The sequence below is a fragment of the Streptomyces sp. NBC_01013 genome (assembly GCF_045162765.1).
Lineage (GTDB): Bacteria > Actinomycetota > Actinomycetes > Streptomycetales > Streptomycetaceae > Streptomyces.
Genome location: NZ_CP108687.1, coordinates 652,797 through 670,188 on the forward strand (window position 1 = coordinate 652,797; position 17,392 = coordinate 670,188).

Annotated in this window: 15 protein-coding genes and 1 pseudogene; 12 read left to right on the plus strand and 4 right to left on the minus strand. The window is 68.5% G+C overall.

From position 1 onward, the window contains the following. Window positions 1-20: 20 nt before the first annotated feature. Complete coding sequence (locus OG538_RS02820; protein ID WP_406089787.1) at window positions 21-1,466, minus strand: glyceraldehyde-3-phosphate dehydrogenase; 1,446 nt, start codon at window positions 1,464-1,466, stop codon at window positions 21-23. A 207-nt stretch (window positions 1,467-1,673) separates the two neighbouring features. Here OG538_RS02820 and OG538_RS02825 point away from each other — a divergent pair, with 207 nt between their 5' ends. From OG538_RS02825 to OG538_RS02835, 3 genes are all read left to right on the plus strand, one after another. Next, window positions 1,674-2,597 carry an LLM class F420-dependent oxidoreductase gene (locus tag OG538_RS02825; RefSeq protein WP_406089789.1) on the plus strand — a complete coding sequence of 308 codons (924 nt, stop codon included), beginning with the start codon at window positions 1,674-1,676 and terminating at the stop codon, window positions 2,595-2,597. A 218-nt stretch (window positions 2,598-2,815) separates the two neighbouring features. Beyond that, window positions 2,816-3,457, plus strand: coding sequence for a DinB family protein (locus OG538_RS02830; RefSeq protein WP_406089791.1), 642 nt, complete (start codon window positions 2,816-2,818; stop codon window positions 3,455-3,457). Window positions 3,458-3,803: 346 nt separating this feature from the next. After that, the gene (locus OG538_RS02835) at window positions 3,804-4,700 is read left to right on the plus strand and encodes a hypothetical protein (RefSeq protein WP_406089792.1); all 897 of its coding nucleotides are present in this window, start codon (window positions 3,804-3,806) and stop codon (window positions 4,698-4,700) included. Window positions 4,701-4,730: 30 nt separating this feature from the next. Here OG538_RS02835 and OG538_RS02840 read toward each other — a convergent pair whose 3' ends face one another. The 3 genes from OG538_RS02840 to OG538_RS02850 are packed head-to-tail and all read right to left on the minus strand — an operon-like array spanning window position 4,731 to window position 7,632. Beyond that, window positions 4,731-6,218 (minus strand): hypothetical protein, encoded by a 1,488-nt coding sequence (locus OG538_RS02840; RefSeq protein ID WP_406089794.1) that lies wholly within the window; start codon window positions 6,216-6,218, stop codon window positions 4,731-4,733. Between the two features lie 2 nt (window positions 6,219-6,220). Further along, window positions 6,221-6,547: a helix-turn-helix domain-containing protein gene (locus OG538_RS02845; protein ID WP_406089796.1), complete on the minus strand. Its 327-nt coding sequence runs from the start codon at window positions 6,545-6,547 to the stop codon at window positions 6,221-6,223. Continuing rightward, window positions 6,544-7,632, minus strand: coding sequence for a tyrosine-type recombinase/integrase (locus OG538_RS02850; protein ID WP_406089798.1), 1,089 nt, complete (start codon window positions 7,630-7,632; stop codon window positions 6,544-6,546). The genes OG538_RS02845 and OG538_RS02850 overlap by 4 nt, the downstream gene beginning before the upstream one ends. Before the next feature lie 322 nt (window positions 7,633-7,954). Between OG538_RS02850 and OG538_RS02855 the strand changes: the two are divergent. The 9 genes and pseudogenes from OG538_RS02855 to OG538_RS02895 all read left to right on the plus strand — a co-directional run. Beyond that, window positions 7,955-8,168: pseudogene (locus tag OG538_RS02855) on the plus strand (IS5/IS1182 family transposase); the annotation flags it as partial. Window positions 8,169-8,485: 317 nt separating this feature from the next. After that, entirely contained in the window at window positions 8,486-8,662 is a 177-nt protein-coding gene (locus tag OG538_RS02860; RefSeq protein WP_187285003.1) for a hypothetical protein, read from the plus strand. Between the two features lie 10 nt (window positions 8,663-8,672). Then, on the plus strand, window positions 8,673-9,389 hold the full coding sequence (locus OG538_RS02865; RefSeq protein ID WP_406089800.1) for a hypothetical protein: 717 nt from the start codon (window positions 8,673-8,675) through the stop codon (window positions 9,387-9,389). Next, complete coding sequence (locus tag OG538_RS02870) at window positions 9,386-10,423, plus strand: DUF6895 family protein (RefSeq protein ID WP_406089802.1); 1,038 nt, start codon at window positions 9,386-9,388, stop codon at window positions 10,421-10,423. Before OG538_RS02865 ends, OG538_RS02870 begins: the two co-directional genes overlap by 4 nt. 43 nt (window positions 10,424-10,466) lie before the next feature. Continuing rightward, complete coding sequence (locus tag OG538_RS02875) at window positions 10,467-11,390, plus strand: DUF6895 family protein (RefSeq protein WP_406089804.1); 924 nt, start codon at window positions 10,467-10,469, stop codon at window positions 11,388-11,390. Then, on the plus strand, window positions 11,387-12,445 hold the full coding sequence (locus OG538_RS02880; protein ID WP_406089805.1) for a serine hydrolase domain-containing protein: 1,059 nt from the start codon (window positions 11,387-11,389) through the stop codon (window positions 12,443-12,445). Before OG538_RS02875 ends, OG538_RS02880 begins: the two co-directional genes overlap by 4 nt. 519 nt (window positions 12,446-12,964) lie before the next feature. Next, window positions 12,965-13,588, plus strand: coding sequence for a hypothetical protein (locus tag OG538_RS02885; RefSeq protein WP_406089807.1), 624 nt, complete (start codon window positions 12,965-12,967; stop codon window positions 13,586-13,588). 340 nt (window positions 13,589-13,928) lie between these two features. Further along, a complete protein-coding gene (locus OG538_RS02890) occupies window positions 13,929-16,349 on the plus strand; it encodes an NACHT domain-containing protein (RefSeq protein ID WP_406089809.1) in 2,421 nt (806 codons plus the stop codon). 371 nt (window positions 16,350-16,720) lie between these two features. Further along, window positions 16,721-17,296 (plus strand): M23 family metallopeptidase, encoded by a 576-nt coding sequence (locus tag OG538_RS02895; protein ID WP_406089811.1) that lies wholly within the window; start codon window positions 16,721-16,723, stop codon window positions 17,294-17,296. Window positions 17,297-17,392: the final 96 nt, after the last annotated feature.

Below are 17,392 nucleotides of genomic sequence, written 5' to 3' on the forward strand. Positions count from 1 at the left end.
GCGTCGCGCGACTGCCGGGATCAGTGGACCGGTTCGGGGTACGTCGGGTACTCCACCCCGGACACGTGCTGCACGACCCGGATGACCTGACAGGAGTAGCCGAACTCGTTGTCGTACCAGAGGTAGAGGATCGCGTTGTCGCCGTCGACCTGGGTGGGGCCCGCATCGACGATGGAGGCGTGCCGCGAGCCGATGAAGTCGCTCGAAACCGCGTCGGGGGCGGTGGTGAAGTCGATCTGGCGCTTGAGCGGCGAGGTCAGCGACACGTCACGGAGGTAGTCCAGGACCTCGTCGCGCGTGGTCTCACGACCGAGCTTGAGGCTGAGGATGGCGATCGAGACGTCCGGCACCGGCACCCGGATGGAGCTGCCGGTGATCGTCGCATCGAGATCGGGGAGGGCCTTGGCGACGGCGGAGGCCGCACCGGTCTCGGTGATCACCATGTTGAGCGGCGCGGAGCGGCCGCGACGGTCGGAGTTGTGGTAATTGTCCAGCAGGTTCTGATCGTTGGTGAAGGAGTGGATGGTCTCCACGTGTCCGCGCAGGACGCCGTACTCGTCCGCCATCGCCTTGAGAGGCGGGACGATCGCGTTGGTGGTGCACGAGGCGCAGGAGATGATCTGCTCGTCCGGCTTGATCATGTCGTGGTTGACGCCGTGCACGACGTTGAGGACGTCACCCTTGCCCGGTGCGGTCAGGACGACCTTGGCGACACCCGGGCGCAGGTGGTTCGAGAGCCCCTCCCGGTCGCGCCACTTGCCGGTGTTGTCGATCAGGATGGCGTCGTTGATGCCGTACGCCGTGTAGTCCACCGAGGTCGGGTCGTCGGAGTAGATCACCTGGATCTCGTTGCCATTGGCGATGATCCTGTTGTTCGCCTCGTCGACGGTGATCGTGCCCTGGAACTGGCCGTGGATGGAGTCGCGCCGCAGCAGCGAGGCGCGCTTGACGATGTCCTGGCCCGCACCCTTGCGGACGACGATGGCGCGGAGCCGCAGGCCGTTGCCGGAGCCCGCCTTCTCGATGAGCAGCCGGGCCAGCAGACGGCCGATGCGGCCGAAACCGTACAGCACGACATCGCGCGATTCCCGGCGCTCGATCTTGTTGGCCCCCGTGGCGCCGGCGACGGCACCGGCGGTGAACTCCGCCTCGGAGAGGCCGCGGTCATCGGCCTTGTACGTCGCGGCAAGCATGCCGATGTCGATCTGTGAGGGGCCGAGATCGAGGGTGGTGAGCGCCTGGAGGAACGGCAGGGTCTCGGTGACCGAGAGCTCCGCGCCGTCGATCTGCCGGGCGAATCGGTGGGTCTTGAGGATGCTCACCACCGACTTGTTCACCAGGGAGCGGCTGTGCAGGAGGACGGTGACGTCCCTCTCGCGGTGCAGCTTCCCGATGAGGGGGATCATCGACTCCGCGATCTCCTCGCGGTGCATCCAGTTGGTGAACGAGTCGTCATTGACAGTCACAGGTTTATCTTTCGAGCTAGGGGGCGCTCATATGCTAACCCGTCGCTCCGATGATCATCGAAACAGTGCCCACCGATGGTCACGCGGGGGTCCGGAGGTACGCGACGGGGGCGCGCCGGCCAGGGCTCGAACGGCTTCACACGGCGGACATGAAGTCGTCATACGGGAACCGGAATGCACGGCCAACTACCTCTGGTTCTGCCATACATGACTGTGGGAGTAGCGCTCAACGCGACCGGACCCGACAACCAGATCGACGCCACCGTGCGGCTCGCCCGGGAGGCCGCAGCCGCGGGGCTGCGCTCCGCCTGGTTCGGGCAGACCTTCGGTGCCGATTCCCCACAGCTCGCCGCGATCGTCGGGCGCGAGGTGCCCGAACTGCAGGTGGGCACGTCCGCCATCCCGGTCTTCGGACGCCACCCGCTGCTCGTCTCCAGTCAGGCCCAGACCGCACAGGCGGCCACACACGGCCGCTATCACCTCGGGCTCGCGCTCGGCACGAAACCACTGACCGAGGCGGGCTTCGGCATCCCCTACGAACGCCCCATCGCCCGTCTGCGCGAGTTCCTCACCGCGCTGCGGCAGCTCACCGAGACCGGCAGTGCCGACTTCCACGGCGAGCTGCTCACGGCGACCACCCCGCTCCCCGCACGCGTACCTGGGGCGGAGGGCGGCGTCCCGCTGCTCGTGGCCGCGATGGGCCCGCAGGCCCTCCGGGTCAGCGGCGAGCTCGCGGACGGGATCCTGCCGTACCTCGCGGGGCCCCGGGCGCTGGCCGAGCACATCGTCCCGGCAGTCACAGCCGCCGCCGAGGCCGTGGGCCGCCCCGCGCCCCGGATCGTGGCGCTGGTGCACGGCGTGGTCACCGGCGACCCCGACTCCGCGCGCAGGACGGCCACCGAGCAGCTCGCTTTCTACGAACAGTTCCCCTCCTACGCACGGGTCGTGGAGCTGTCCGGTGCCGTACGGGCCGGGGACGTGGCCGTGATCGGCGACGAGAAGGCGGTGGCTAGCGAGGTGCGGCGCTACCGGGACGCCGGGGCGACCGAGGTGGTGTTCTCGGGGACGGACCTGGCCGGGGAGGCCGACCGGCGACGGACGTGGGACCTGCTCGGGGAGCTGGCGGGATGAGAGCGGAGGCACCGTCGCACCCCCTCGCCCCCATTGCGTCCGGAGTATTGACGCGCAGGGAACTCGACTGATTCGGACGTCGTCTCACGTGGCAGGTTCATCGGCTTCTCGTGGCAGCTCAGGGCACTGGTGCATTGCCAGACTTCGGCCCTTCCGGTCGTTGCGGTCCACGCACGGGATCTTGAGGCCGCGAGCAGCCCATGGCAGGCTCATGCCGCATGATCGATGAATTCGCCAAGGAAAACCTGCACGGGAGACTGCGGCGGGACCGCAAGGCGCTGGTCTGGAAGCTCGACGGCTTGTCCGAATACGACACCCGCCGACCGTTGACAGTGACCGGGAGCAACCTCCTCGGCCTGGTCAAACACGTGGCCGGCGTCGAGGCCAGGTACTTCGGCGAGGTCTTCGACCGCCCTCCCCCGGAACCGCTGCCCCGGTGGCAGGACCACGACGGCAGCGATCTGTGGGCGACTGAGGACGAGACCCGCGATCAGATCATCGAGTTCTACCGGCGCACGTGGGAACACTCGGACGCGAGCATCAACGAGCTTCCCCTCGATGCCCCCGGCCACGTGCCGTGGTGGCCGGAGCCTCATTCCCACACGAACCTGTTCGCCGTCATGGTCCACGTCCTCGGCGAGACCAACCGGCATGCCGGTCACGCCGACATCCTGCGCGAAGGCGTCGACGGCCGAACCGGGATGCGCCCCGAACACGAGATGCAGATCGATGAGGAAGCCCGCGGCGCCTACTACGCGAAGATCGAACAGGCCGCCAGATCGGCCGCATCGGCCAAGGCACAGAGGGCTGCGCCACGTGACTTGATGTTCGAGCGGCATGATGGCGGCCGCGAGGGCTGATCTGTCGGGCAAAAAAGCGGGGGCTCGCCGACAGGTCCGAATCCAGTCGATCGCGGCAGGAAGGGCAGCGAACCGCACGTACTGTCTGAGGGGCAGGGCCTGCCGCTGGTCGTGGCGGTGTCGGGTGCGAACCTGCGCGACAACCAGGCGTTCAAGCCGCTCATCCTGGGGATACCGGCCGTCCGCTCCCGGCGCGGACGGCCGGTGAAGGTTGTTGGTAATGACGGCTATTCGTGAGGCGTGAGTAGGCCTCTCTTGAGACAGTCATGACATGCGGGCGGGGGGTGGCTTGAAGGATTAGGGCGTTGTGGCACGGATCTCCGTGCAGCCGCTTAGCCTGCGGTCCATGGATCTGGATGCTGAACTGAGCGCGCTGGCGGCCCAAGAGGACCTCCCCTCCGACCTGGTGTGGCGTCTACTCCGGCATCCGGCGGCCCGCCGCTCGGTGGCGCTGAGGCGTCGGGACCTGACCGAGCAGCTGATCGAAGAGATCATCAAACTCGGCTCCGCACGTTCCCTCGCGGCCAACACCTCCGTGCCCGCAGACGTCAGGGCCCGCTTGGCGGAGCACCCGGAGCCGTCGGTCCGGTGCGGGGTCGCCGCGAGCGTCGCGGACGAGCCGCCAGGGCTTCTGGCCCGGTTGGCAGCCGATCCGGATCCCTCCGTGCGGTCGTTTCTCGCGATGAACGACCGCCTGTCGCCGGAACTGCTGGCCCGTCTGGCCTCAGACTCAGAGCCCAGTGTGCGGTCGTCGACCATCGAGCACTGGCGCGATGCCCCGGACTGGGTGCGTAGGGCTCTGCTGACGGATGCCGATCCCAACGTCCGCAGAGACAGTGTTTCGGCTTACTCCCCGCCAGCGGACCTGCTGCCAGGTCTGCTCGCTGATCCTGTGACCCGTGCCGCCGCTGTTCCATACACAGCCCCATCGCTGGAACTGGCTACGGACCCGGACTCGGCCGTGCGCGAGGCCACCGCCGCCCATCCGGACCTGCCTACCGGTCTGCGTGATCTGCTGGCAGAAGATCCGGATATTTTTGTCCGCAACGCGATCGCAGCCCGCCCGGACACCCCGCTGGGTCTGCGTGAGCGGATCGTGGCCAGCGTGGAGACCGACAGCCCCCTCGCGGAGTGGATCCTGTCGTCCCGTCGCAACCCACACACGTGTCCCTCACCAGCACCGGCCCCGCCGATTCTCACCCGAGAACAGGCGGAAGTGCTCCTCGCCAAGGCTGACTTGTAGGCGTGACTGGCAGGTAGCTGAAGAGGGCCGTTATCCATCGTTGATATCTGCGGGCCTTTGCAGAGTTGCGTAGGCCAGGTAGTCGGTTCCGGCTCGTTCGGCGTAGCGCATCGCGGTCTTGGGGCTGATGCCGAGGGCGTCGGCGAGGACGGATGGAGGGGCCTGCCGGACCATCTGCATCCAGGCTCTGGAGCGCGTCGCCATGGCGGGGATGCCGCTTTCGCGGAGGATCGTCGCGACGGAGTAGACGTGCATCGTTCGGCCGGGCATCCGGCCGGGGAACGCCAAAGGGGAGTCCGGATGCGCCGCCGTACTGAGGCCTGGGCGTGAGGCGAGGTGGAGGCGGATCACAGCGGCGGCTGGCTCCGGGATGTCCGTCCAGTCCTTGCCGAGTTTGACCTGTAGCTCGTCTTGGCCTTCACGGAATGCGTCCATGCGCATGGTGACGATCTTGGAGATCGGCTGTCCGAACAGGACGAGCATGATGCCGATGGCCCTGTGCGCGGCGGGCAGAGTTTCGTGGAGGAGGAGGGCGCGAAGTGCTTCGACGTAGTTCTTCTCGCTGGCCAGGGGGCCGTTGCCGTGTGGTTGCCAGGGGACTGCGATCTTGCGGACCAGCCTCTGCTTGATGGCCCAGTAGAGGAAGTTGTTGGCGTGGCCGCGGGTACTGGTGCCGCCACCGAACCAGGCGTCGACATCGTGCTGGGTGCACTCGTTGAGCTGTCGCCCCCGGTCCGCCAGCCATTGAAGGAACTGGATGGCGAGGGTGGTGTGCTGCTTGGCGCGCAGGAACGAGTTCGCGGTCACAGGCCCTTGGCGGGAGCTATCCCGAAGGCGTCGCGTGACATGCCATCGTGTGTAGCGTTCGACGAGTTTTCGCTGGTCGGCATCTGCGATAGCGTCGATTTTTGGCGCGAGCCATCGGTTGTAGGCGACCAGGTTCTCGTCGCGCCAAGGCAGGCATTCATGGGTGACGAGAAGGCCGCGTAAGTACTCGACCGTCCTGGACCGCGGCAAGGAGTCGAAAGCCTCGTGGCTGAGGATGATGTCGCCGCTGGCCAGTCCTTGCAGGAGATCGGGCACACGTCGGTTCATGTGGATCCAAGCCCACCCGCTGTTCGGCCGGGGCATCCCGATGATGGCTTGCGCGAGTGCCTGAAGATCCTCGGGTATCGCGCCTCCGGGGCCGGCGAGGAGCTTGTTGATTCGGTCCGAGAGCAGACAGCGCCAGCAGACGTTGTTGTCGTTGGCCAGGTTCTCCTCGCCGCATCTCTTGCACTGGACCTCGATCGGCACGTCGCAACAACGCACGCAGACAGGGCGGCCTTCCGGATCGAGGCCGGGCAGGATGCCGGTGTGGCGGCAGGCGCAGGTGCCCTGGCGGTTGCGGGCGGCGCGGACGCAGTAGTAGCAGACGGTGCCTTCAGGCCACTGCTGACTTGCCGGGTAGCAGGAGCCGCAGCGGACACAGGCCGGCCAACGGCTCGGGTCGGATGTGTACTTGCGCGGTGCGGGCACTCTCAGTCCTCGATGATGCGGGCGCGTTCGGGCCGGAAGTCGGAGTTGATCTCGATGACGGCGGCCTCGCCGGCGGTGCGTTTGCGGCGGTCGGCTTCGACGTAGGGCTCGATGAGGTCGGACGGTGAGCAGTCGAGGATGTCGCAGAGCGCGGCAAGGACCGGCAGGGACAGGCGCTCAGGCCGGTCGGTGACCAGCCGGTATACCTGTGCGGTGGAGAGGCTGACGCCTCGCTCGCGCAGGAGCGGGATGAGCTCGGTGGTCTTCCAGATATTGTGTGCGGCCATGATCCTCCGCAGGTGCCAGTGGTATCCCAACCGCCTGATCATCCAAGTCCCTCTCCAGCCGCGGCGCCGATCGCGCGGCTGATCGTGCCGTCCAGGACCTTGCGCAGCGTCCGGGTCCGGAAGTCCGATGACACCGATGTGTAGAGCGCCGTGGTGGAGGCGTAGGAGTGCCCGACCTGCTGCTGGACGAACAGCGGGTCATATCCGGCCTCGATCAGGTGCGTCACATAGGAGTGACGCAGGCAGTGCAGCGTCAGCTCCCGCGGCAGACCGAGCGCGTCCCGGTAGGAGGCGAACCGGTCGCCCAGCGCGCCCATGTCCAAGCGCGGTGATCGTTCGCTCGGCCAGAGGGCCCCGTTGTCAGCAGCGGTTTCGAACAGGGTCCGGTAGCTGCCGACCCACTGCTCCAGGACCTTGACCGACCAGGGAAAGACCGTGAGAACGCTGCGGCGCTTGGGCGCGGAGCCCTTCGACGCCTTTCCCCAACGGACATAGACGACGCCGAGATCACCGAACTCGGGAGCGTGGGGGTTGTGGCCAAGGTCTGCCAGATCCAGCTTGATCACCTCACGACGCCGCAGCCCCCAGGCGTAGGTGGCCTTCATCGCGGTCGCGTCCCGCATGGCCGGCAGCCAGCCCTTGCGGCCCGATGTACGGGCCGCGGCCACCTGATCGTCGGCATAGTCGAAGAACTGCTGGAGCTCCGGCTTCGTCAAGGCACGCCGTCCGGGACGGCCTTCGTACTCGGCCACGTGCACGGCCGTGTTCCACTCGAAGAACACCTGAGACGGATGGGTGCCGAAGAGCCGCTCGCTGACGGCCGTCCACTCGTAGCGGGGGTCGGCGGCGTACTCCAGGAACAGCCGGACGTGGCCGTGGTACCCGCGGATGGTGGAGTGGGACCGTTCCCGACCATCGCTCCTGAGGTGGGCGGTGTACTCCTCCACATCGGCCGGGCGCCAAGTCCACGGCCACTCGTTGGTGAAGCGCTGGAACCGCTGGACCGCCGACAGGCGGTCCTCGATCGTTCCCTTGCTCAGGTTTCGGGCCAGTTGCTGGTCCCGCCACCCCGCGAGCATGCCCTCGAAGACCTGAGTCTCCGGATGCAGCAGCGGTGCACCACCCACGATGAACAGCGACGGTGCCGCCCCCGGCACACCCCATGAAGAACCGCCCACACCAACCCCCAACACGCCGCGAGTAGGGCGAATGAATCGTTCATTAGATGAGAACGACCGAGGTCCTGGCAGGTCACGCCGGGTGCTGCGGCGCGCCTCAAGGGGCCTGTGTACGGCCGGTCCACATGACGTGTGGCCGCAACCTGCCTGTTCAGACGCCGCCTATCGCGGAGAGGCGAGTTCTCGCACCTGATGCAATTCACATCCCTTCCGCTCGGATAAGGCGTATTACTCCGCGGAACACCTGCGCCGGCTCCGCGATCACCGCCTCGTTCCTCGGATCGCCCGGCCCGGCATCGAGTCCGGTGACCGCCTTGGCCGGCACCGCTGGAAGATGGAGCGGTCGATCGCCTGGCTCTTCGGCTACCGCCGCCTCAGTGTCCGGTACGAACGAATACGAACGAAAAGGCAGCCACTTCCTCGCCTTCCTCGGCCTCGCCGCAGCCCTCACCTGCTACAAAAGACTCGCGAAACTCGCCACGTGAGACATCCTCTCAACCTCTTCGAACACCAATGCGCTGCGCGGTCACTCCCGAAGCTCAGGCGATCGATCGCCGGATGCACGCCCCCACACGCTGAATGCGCCCCGCGCACCACCCCCGCCCCGGTGAGCCGAATGCGCATTCGGCCAGGTCAGCGCCTCGCAGCACGTCCTGCGAATTCATTATTCAATTGAACGGTGAAATTGACCGAGGGGCCCGGACATTCGCTGAACGACTCGCCCGGATTGCGGCTTCGCATTTCATGCACTCCACTCGAAACGTACGGCAACCCCCATTTCCCACAGGACGGGGCATCACCCATGTACACCACAGAATCCACTGCCACCGACATCGAGCTCGACCTCGACGAGGCGCTCAACCCCGGCGAGGCCGAAGGCTTCTACCGCGACTCCCGCGAGTGCGCGTATCTCGCCCTTCTCGGAGGCGGCTCCGCACTGCTGCTCTCGCCGCCGACCCCCCGCCCGAAGAAGGGCTAGTCGGTAGCACATGGACCAGTCACATGCTCCGTCCCCCCTCGCGGGTGCCGTGCATGACCTGGCAACAGAGGTGGTCCTCGCTCTTCGGAGCGGGGACCACCTCGCCACGGTTTGCGGCGCGGCCGGAATCGACGAGGACAACCGGACAGGAATCGCCGCGGTACGCGTCATCGGCGCCGATCTGCTTCTGCCCAGCGTGCTGTACGGGCGCAATCCGCATCCCGGAGACATCGCCGTGCTCCAACGCGCTGTGCGGGAGTTCCCGCCCAGGCCCGATGCTTCCGACGCCGCGATCTGGAGCCACTGGGGCATGCTGTCCGCGCTGCACCGGACGGCATCGGCGGCCACTCCCGGGCAAGGGCGGGCTGCCGTGTCCGGCACCGGCGAGCCGAACGCGGCGTGGCTCGAACAGACCTCCTGGCAGGCCTTCACCCATCAGCTCTCCGTGCTGGCCCCGCTCGCCGTCCCTGCCGCCTCGTCGGCCGTGCACCGGGCCGCCGCCCACCGGGTCGTTGACCTGTCCCGGGGGTTCGTCCGGGCAGTGCGCCGGCGCAACTGGCTCCAAGCGGCGGGCGCCGGGCGGTGGCTGGCCGCGCTGGACGGCCGTCCCGACAGCCTGGGCCTGGACCGCGGACTCGACTTCGTCGAGCTCATGGGCGGCACGGACCCCCGGGTCGCGTTGCACGTACGGGCAGCCCGGCTGACTGCCGAAGGACGGGCGCGGTGACGGCATCGGTGGCCACCGCCCCCGGCGGTACGGCGGGCACGGCGCTGTCCGTCCTGCCCGCGGTACTGACGAAAGCACTCGGCTGGGCCGACGCCCACCGTGCGGGCTTCGTGCTCCCCGCGGATGTACTGGACCCTCACACCCAGGTCAACAGCACCCTCAAACCCCTCGGCGAACTGGCCCAGCTCTGCAGCACGATCCGCCGCAACACCGACCCGGACACCCTTGAGCACCAGACGGCCGGCGACCTCATCACGTTCGCATGGGACCAGGTGCACGAGGGTGATCTGCTGCTGGAGCTGCTGCGCGGCGAGCCCTTCGCCGCGTACCCGTACGAGATCTACGCCGCCTTCGCCGGATACGGACTGCGCAACGAGGGCTTCGAGCGGCTGGCCGGGACGCTCTCCGCGACCAGGGGCTGGGCCCACACCGAGCAGCACGCCAACCGGGAGCTGGGACTCATCAACTCGGAGCGGCGGGTCGGCACCGCCCCGCACACCGACGCCGATGAGGTCCTCGCGCGCACCTGGCTGGGCGGTCTGTCCGAACCGTGGATGTTCGAGGGGCCTTCCGGATACGCACTGACCCACACCGTCTTCCACATCACGGACTGGTGCTGTGTTCCCGAGCGGATGCCCGCCGACATCGACGCCTACCTGCGCGCCTGGCTTCCGCCCTGGGTCGACGGCTGTCTGGAGAGCCGGCAGTGGGACCTGACCGGCGAACTGCTCGCGGTCGCCGCGGCCCTGCCGGGGCGGCCGCCCACCGATCTGCTGGACGCGGCGTGGCCTGCGCTCGCCACCGCGCAGGCCGCGGGCGGCGCCGTACCGGAGACGGGTCCGCCGGTCTCCGCAGCGGAGCCGTCACAGGCTCCTGCCCCGCCGGGCGATGCGGGCCAGGAGGCGGACCCGTACCCCTTCCTCGCCTGCTACCACTCCACCCTGGTGACCGCCTTCGCCGCCGCGCTGTCCCTCAAGCGGCTCACCGCGCACCGGGCGGATGCCGCCGCAGTGGACGCCGGGGCCGCCGTATGAGTCGCACGGCCCTCCGCACCAGCCGTACGAAGGGAGTTGCCGCATGAGCGGCATCCAGCAGATCCATGACGTGGGCGCGCGGGCCCTGGGATGGCTCTACGAGCACCGCGCGGGGTTCCGGCTGGACGACGACCCGCCTCCCGAGGTGGGAGTCCTGGACCGGTTCAAGCCGCTCGGCGAACTGGCGCTCATCAGCAAGGTCATCTTCCGGGAGGGGGTCGCCGGATCCCGGCAGGCCGATCTGGCTCGCAGGCTCCTCGACCACGCCTGGCACGAACTGCTGGGCTCGGGGGCCCGTCTGCTCGACGGCCAGCGGCGCGAGCCGCTCTGCCCCGTACCGATGGAGGTCTACGTACCGTTCCGGGAACTGGGCTTCCGGGAGCCGTCGCTGGAGGCCGCCGTCCGGCTGAACCACCGGCTGAGCAGCTGGGGCGCGCTGGAGGTCGTTCCGGTGCGCAGGCTCGGACTCAGCGCCATGGAGCGCCGCTTCGGACTGGAGCCGAGCGTGCCGCTCGACGAGGCGTACCGGCACACATGGCTGTCCCGGCGCCCCGAGCCGTGGACCGTCGAGGGCAACATCGGCTACGACATCACCCACACGGTCTTCCATCTGACCGACTGGGGCGCCAACCCGTCCGGACTGCCCGCCGACGTGGCGGACTACCTCGCCCTCTGGCTGCCGGTGTGGCTCGACGACTGGCTCGACCTCGGCCGCTGGGACCTGTTGGGCGAACTGCTCGTCGTCGACGCCTGCCTCCCGGAGCCGACCCTCGACCCGGCAGCCTGGGAGGGATTCGCCGGGGCCCAGCAGCCGGACGGGGCGATGCCGGTGATGGGCGGCATGCCGCAAGGTGACGAGGAGTCCGTCTTCGACCTCGTCTACCACCCCACGCTGGTGGCGGCGTTCGCTTCGGCGCTGGCCCTGTCCCGCGCGCTGTCGGACCTCGCCGCACCGGCCCCCGCGTGACGGCCCCTCAAGAGGCTCGCCGGACCCCCGCCGGCCGTCCGCCCCGGGGCGACCGCGAGAGGGCCCGCCTGCTGGCCGATGCGGCCCGGGCCATCGACGCACCCGGCCTCGTGATCGCACTCAGCCACCGGGGCCGGCGCACCTACCAGCTCGACGGGGGCGTGCAGCCGGACGGCGCACCCCGCTACGAGCTCGGTTCCGCGTCCAAGCCCTTCACCGGGCTGCTCCTCGCCGCACTCGTCGCGGCGGGGCGCGTGCGGTACGAGGACTCGGCGGCCGAACTGCTGGCTCCCGGCCATCCTGTGCATCCCTCCGTGCACGCCATCACCCTGCGCCACCTGATCACCCACACCTCGGGACTCCCGGCGCTGCCGAGGGATTTCTATCCGCAGGCGGTGCCCCGGTGGACCACCGCGCCGTACAGCCGCTACCCGGCCGGCCGCGTCGTCCGGGCCTTCCTCCGTGCCCGCCCGCGCCACCGGCCGGGCACCCGCTGGCACTACTCGAACTTCGCGGTCTCCGTACTCGGCCACACCCTGGCCGCAGCCACCGGCACGCCCTGGGAGACGCTGCTCCAGCAGGAGGTGCTGGACCCGCTCGGCCTGCACGGCACGCGACTGCGCCCGAGCTCGCCGGCCGGCGACGCCGTGGGACACCGGCGCGACGGCAGACCGCTGCCCGCGCTGGACACCGGCGGCTTCAGCGCGGCGGGAGCGGTCCGGGCGACGCCCCCGGACCTGCTCACGTTCCTGGAAGCGCACCTCCCGGCGGCCGTTGCGCCCACGCGCCCGTTGACCGCCGCGTTCTCGGACGTACGGCACCCGCTGCTCCGGCGCGGGCTACGGCACGCCCATACGCACACGCTCACCTGGTTCCGGCATCCGTCCGCTCGCGGTCCGGTCTGCTTTCACGCGGGAGCCACGCTCGGGCAGCAGATGTTCCTCGGTTTCCGTCCTGACACCTCCACCGCCGTGGCGGCGATGTGCACCAGGCGGGTGCACAGGACGGACCCGTTCATCGCGACGATCCACGAGCTGCTGATGGAGAAGCTCTGACCGTACGGGGCTGGAGCCGTACGAGAGCGCCCGCACCTGGCCGGGGGCGGGCGGTGCCCGTGCTGGGCCAGTCCGGTGGGCGTAAGGCGTGGCGAGCCGGGCCTGGCCGGGGCACCGGCGACCGGTCCCTCATCGGTCCCCAAAAACGATCAAGGGCCGGTTTCGGATTTCTCCGAAACCGGCCCTTGATCCACGACTGTCTCCAGTCGGGACGACAGGATGTGGACCTGCAACCCCTTGACCCCCAGGAGTGAGGGCATGGGGTATTTTCTGGATACAGCTGACTCTCCTTCGGTGAAGTGGTACTCCGCTCTCCCAAGTCCCTGTCCACCGGTCAGCGGGCGTTGAACCGCTCCCGTGCGAAGATCCGCGCAGGCCATGGCCATCCTCAAAGTCCTTGCGGTGAGAGAAGAGCCTCAATGGCGACTTCGCACGCACGGCACAAACGACCTGCCGGCAAGCCTGTAGTGAACGACGGCCCTGTGGAACCGGGCGTTCGGGCCGCACGTCCCCCCGTTCATGCTGATCTTCCTGGGGATACTCTTCGCCATCGCGCCCTCCGTCGTCTGGATGACGATCGCCCGCACCCGCCTCATCGGCTTCACGATCGGTGGCACGCTGCTCGCCGGAGCCGGTCTGCTGATCAGTGTCCAGCAGGGCTGGATCGACGCCCCCAGACCCGATGCCCATCTCCTGTTCACGGCTCTCGCTCCACTGCTCATCGCCTGCGGCGCGGGACTGGAAGGACGGCACGAGAGCCCCCCTCCCCCGCAATGGACCTCCCGCCGCAACGGAGCGATCGGCTTCCTGGGGACGCAGTTCGCCCTCACCCTCGCGGTCGGCCTCCTGTACGCGCTGATGATCAGCGAAGGCTCGGACGCCCCGCCGTCCAGGGCCCTTCCGTCATTGCCGCCAGGCATCAGCATGGTCAGCGAAGGCACCAGCTGCGGATCCAGCGGCTGCTGGCGCGCCGCGATTGTCACCAGCCGGGACGGCCTGTCCCGCCCAGAGATCATCCGCGAACTGGGCCTCCAGCAGGAGAGCTGCCGCTCCAGCGGCTGGCTGCTCGACTGGCGAGACGTGTGCGTCGGAGCCAGGGACAATGGCGAGAACGTCATCATGTACGCCGGCTGGGGATACTGAGCCGTTCCAACCTGGCGGCGCCGGTTGCGCGTTGGATGGATCGGTGGAACCACGAAGCTCCGTTGGGGCAGCCGATACGGACGCGGGGGCCCGCACCGAAGACGCGTCGATGATCGCCGCCGAGGGGCCTCCACCTCCCGGTTTCGTGGCTTGTTTCTACGTCCCGCGCGCGGTAGCACGGAGTCCTGACCCTGCTCGCACGCACGCTTCTCCCAGGGACGGTCAACTTCCAGCTGATTCCCGAGCAACACCTTCCGACTCGTGTACGTCGGGCCCAAACTCGTAGCTGATCACAAACTTGGCGGTGGCCCTTCGTCGCCATGGTGGGGGGAGCCTCGAGGTGCCGACACGACGTACGGGTGCGATCGTTCTCGGGCTGTTGCTGGCAGGAGTCTGTGGGGCGCTGGCGATCGCTCGCGTGACCGGGTCGGGAGTGGCGTCGGCAGCCGCGGGTCTTCTACCGACGCTTGCCGGTACCTACCTGGCCTGGGCGGCATTCCGCGCTGACCGCGTCGAAGCCGCCACAGGTAGAGGACTGGAACAGATCGCCGACGAGCTGGCTGTCGCCGTCCGCCGTCAGTGGGAAGCCGAGACACGCGTGCGGCGGCTCAACGATCCCTACCCGTTGGCAGTGTCCTGGAAGCCGGCGGCCGGGGAGTTGGTGGAGGAGTGGCGACACATCACGTCGGCCGCCGCTGCGTGGCCCCGCGGGCTGCACGGCAACCCCGGCGCCTGGGCTTCGGACCCCAACGCACTTGCGGGCACCGACGGCGCCATCGACAACGTACTGGAAAGCGTCCCTACCGGTCGGCTGGTCGTGCTCGGCGCACCAGGCTCCGGCAAGACCATCCTGCTGGTTCGCCTCATCATGTCGCTGCTGGAGCAGAGACCGCTCGGAGCTGCTGTGCCGATCCTCTTTTCACTCTCCACATGGAACCCGTCCGAGCGGGACTTGGAGAGTTGGATGTGTGAGCAACTCCTCCAGGACTACCCAGCCCTGCGAGCGCCGGGCCACGGTTCCCTGGAACGTATGAACTGGGCACAGGCGCTGATCACGCACCGTCTCTTGCTTCCCGTCCTGGACGGGCTCGACGAGATCCCCGCAGCCGTACGCCCGGCGGCGCTCAGCCAAATCAACGCCGCTCTGTCACCGGGTGGGAAAATCATCCTGTCCAGTAGGGAACATGAGTTCCGGGAGGCGCTGGCCCCCATCACGTCCGTCCCATCGAAGCTGTCCGGGGCAGCGGGGGTGGCACTTCAGCCGTTACACCACGAGGTGACGGCCGAGTACCTGCTGCGTGACTCTGGCGGTGCGGGCACGGCCGCGGCCGCGCGCTGGGCACCCGTGACAAGCCACCTCAGCGGTGACGACACCGCCCTCGCCCAGGCTCTCAGCACGCCCCTGATGCTCTTCCTGGCCCGCACCCTCTACAATCCCCGGCCCGGCGAACAGACCGGCTCCCTCCCGAACCCTGCCGAACTGTGCGACGTGACGCGCTTCCCCACGGTGAGCAGCATCCAGCAGTACCTTTTCGACGCCTTCATCCCGGCGGCCTACCGGCCCCACCCGGATCCCCGGAAGCGTCCCCGCTGGCAGGCCGCGGACGCTCAACGCTGGCTGGCCTTCCTCGGCGCCCATCTGGAATCGCGGCTGCAGGGAACCACCGACTTCGCCTGGTGGCACCTGCGGCACTCCGCCCCGAGGTCTCTCGTCGGCCTTCTGATGGGGGTCACGAGTGGCCTTGTCGGTGCGCTTGTCGCCGGCTTCGGAGCGAACATCGGCATCGGTTTCGGTGCTGGTCTGGGAAGCGGCATTCTCCTGGGATTCATAGTCGCGCTGCCGGTCCGACGGATCAGCGGGTTGGGCCGGGGAGCCCTGAGCGGACTCGCCGGTGGTCTGGCCGGAGGGCTCCTAGGTGGTCTGTTGTCAGGGCTGGCGAGTTCTCTGAACATCGGGTTCGCCGTCGGGCCGGCGGGAGGCATCGCGGCCGGACTGGGCGTCGGGCTGGCCGTCGGGCCCCCCAGCGGCCCGAAAGGCGGCCTGGTCGGTGGAACCGTCGGCGGGGCCACAGCCGGCCTCATGTCCGGTATCGGTCCAGGGCTTCCGTCCGGGATCATCAACGGCCTGGGCATCGGCCTGGCGGCCGGGCTGACGGCCTGGCTCACGGGGCGGAGCGAGCCAGCGCAGAGATTGCACTGGTCGCCTGTCGGGGCGGCTGGGGGTCTCGCGGTGGGGTGCGCGCTCGCTCTGGCGGCTGGACTCGTCGCGGGGCTCGCTGCCGGGGGCATGGTCGGCCTCGTCACCGGAGTCGTCGGTACTCTCATCGCCGGGCTCACTGGAGTTCCTACGGACCTGACTGCGGCGGGAGACCCCAAAGCGGTATTGCGTCGCGACGTCCGCACCTTCGCGTTGATCTTCCTTGGCATGGCGCTCGCCGTCGGGACCGTCGTCGATCTGGTGACCGGCCTGGCTGTCACCACCGAACTGCAGCTCGCCACCGATCCGGCCGTGCTGCTCACCGCCGGCCTTGCTCCCGGTGCCGCCATGGGCGTTATCTCGGGACTCGCGATCGCCTTCACCCAGGCAGCGGGCGGGACATTTCGCCTCGCGCACTACTGGTTGGCTCTGCGCGGACGGCTGCCGTGGCGGCTCATGCAATTCCTGGCCGACGCTCATGAACACCGAGGGGTTCTGCGCCAGGTCGGGGCGGTCTACCAGTTCCGCCACGCGGAACTGCAGCGCCGGATGGCCGGCAGGTAACTCTGTACCTACTCGCGCAGCGTGCGACGCCCCGGTCGCCCGTCTGCGCAGTCCGACGATCTCGGCCGTGAACTCCGGTGTGAACGAACGACGAGGGCGTGGCTTCTTCCTCCCCATGCTCTCCATGTTGGACATCCTGCCGGGGCTCAACCCCAGATCTCGCATGTCCGTCAAAACGGGTCGAGCCCACCGGCCACCCTCGCTCCGGGACGCGGACGCCTGTGACGCGGAGGTTTTCCGCCACAGCCCTGCGCACCTCCGGGCCGGCGAGGGAGCAGGTGTGCGGGGTCGACGGGCGGAATGTATCCGCTGTGTATGCCCGCCTCCTTGAATCGCCGTGTCACCCGACGCAGGACGACAAGGGGAGAACCATGCACAGGAATTTCCGCCGGTCGCTGATCACCATGAGCGCGGTCGCGGCCACCGTGTTCACCGTTCCCACCGCTGTCGCGGCGCCGGTCGCGAACTCGTCGGAAGCCGCCATTGCCGCACGGCCCGCCTTCAAGATGCCCTTCGAGTGCAACCAGACATGGCTCGGCAACAACTGGTCGGGGCACAGTCCCGCGCACTCGATCGACTGGAACCACTACGACGCGAACGGCACCCCGGACGACCTGGGCCGCCGGGTGTTCGCCAGTGCCGGTGGCACGGTCCTCGAGTCGTACTACTCGACGGGCGCCGGATACGGGAACACGATAGTCATCGGTCACGGGGGCGGCTGGCAGACACGGTACGCCCATCTGAGGACTCGTTCGGTGGCCGCGGGCGCCACGGTGAACGTGGGCCAGCTGATCGGCGAGGTCGGCAACACCTCGGCCCTCTACGACATCTCCCCGCACCTCCACTACGAGCAGAAGCACGACGGAGCAGTCGTCGTCGCGGTCGTCCAGGGTGTCACATGGAGCGACTACCTCAAGCGCAACCAGGTCAGCAACAACAGATGCTGACACACCGCCGGGTGTCGGCAGGAGGACCGACCGGCACCCGATGACCCCCTGTGCCAGGTGTGGGTGCGACGGCGGTCGCACCCACACCTGTTTCCA

Excerpts from the sequence above, each read along its gene's own strand:
- OG538_RS02830 (WP_406089791.1), top strand. The coding sequence starts at position 2,816 with ATGATCGATGAATTCGCCAAGGAAAACCTGCACGGGAGACTGCGGCGG.
- OG538_RS02860 (WP_187285003.1), top strand. The coding sequence starts at position 8,486 with ATGTACACCACAGAATCCACTGCCACCGACATCGAGCTCGACCTCGAC.
- OG538_RS02845 (WP_406089796.1), bottom strand. The coding sequence starts at position 6,547 with ATGATCAGGCGGTTGGGATACCACTGGCACCTGCGGAGGATCATGGCC.
- OG538_RS02835 (WP_406089792.1), top strand. The coding sequence starts at position 3,804 with ATGGATCTGGATGCTGAACTGAGCGCGCTGGCGGCCCAAGAGGACCTC.
- OG538_RS02865 (WP_406089800.1), top strand. The coding sequence starts at position 8,673 with ATGGACCAGTCACATGCTCCGTCCCCCCTCGCGGGTGCCGTGCATGAC.
- OG538_RS02895 (WP_406089811.1), top strand. The coding sequence starts at position 16,721 with ATGCACAGGAATTTCCGCCGGTCGCTGATCACCATGAGCGCGGTCGCG.
- OG538_RS02825 (WP_406089789.1), top strand. The coding sequence starts at position 1,674 with ATGACTGTGGGAGTAGCGCTCAACGCGACCGGACCCGACAACCAGATC.
- OG538_RS02875 (WP_406089804.1), top strand. The coding sequence starts at position 10,467 with ATGAGCGGCATCCAGCAGATCCATGACGTGGGCGCGCGGGCCCTGGGA.
- OG538_RS02885 (WP_406089807.1), top strand. The coding sequence starts at position 12,965 with ATGCTGATCTTCCTGGGGATACTCTTCGCCATCGCGCCCTCCGTCGTC.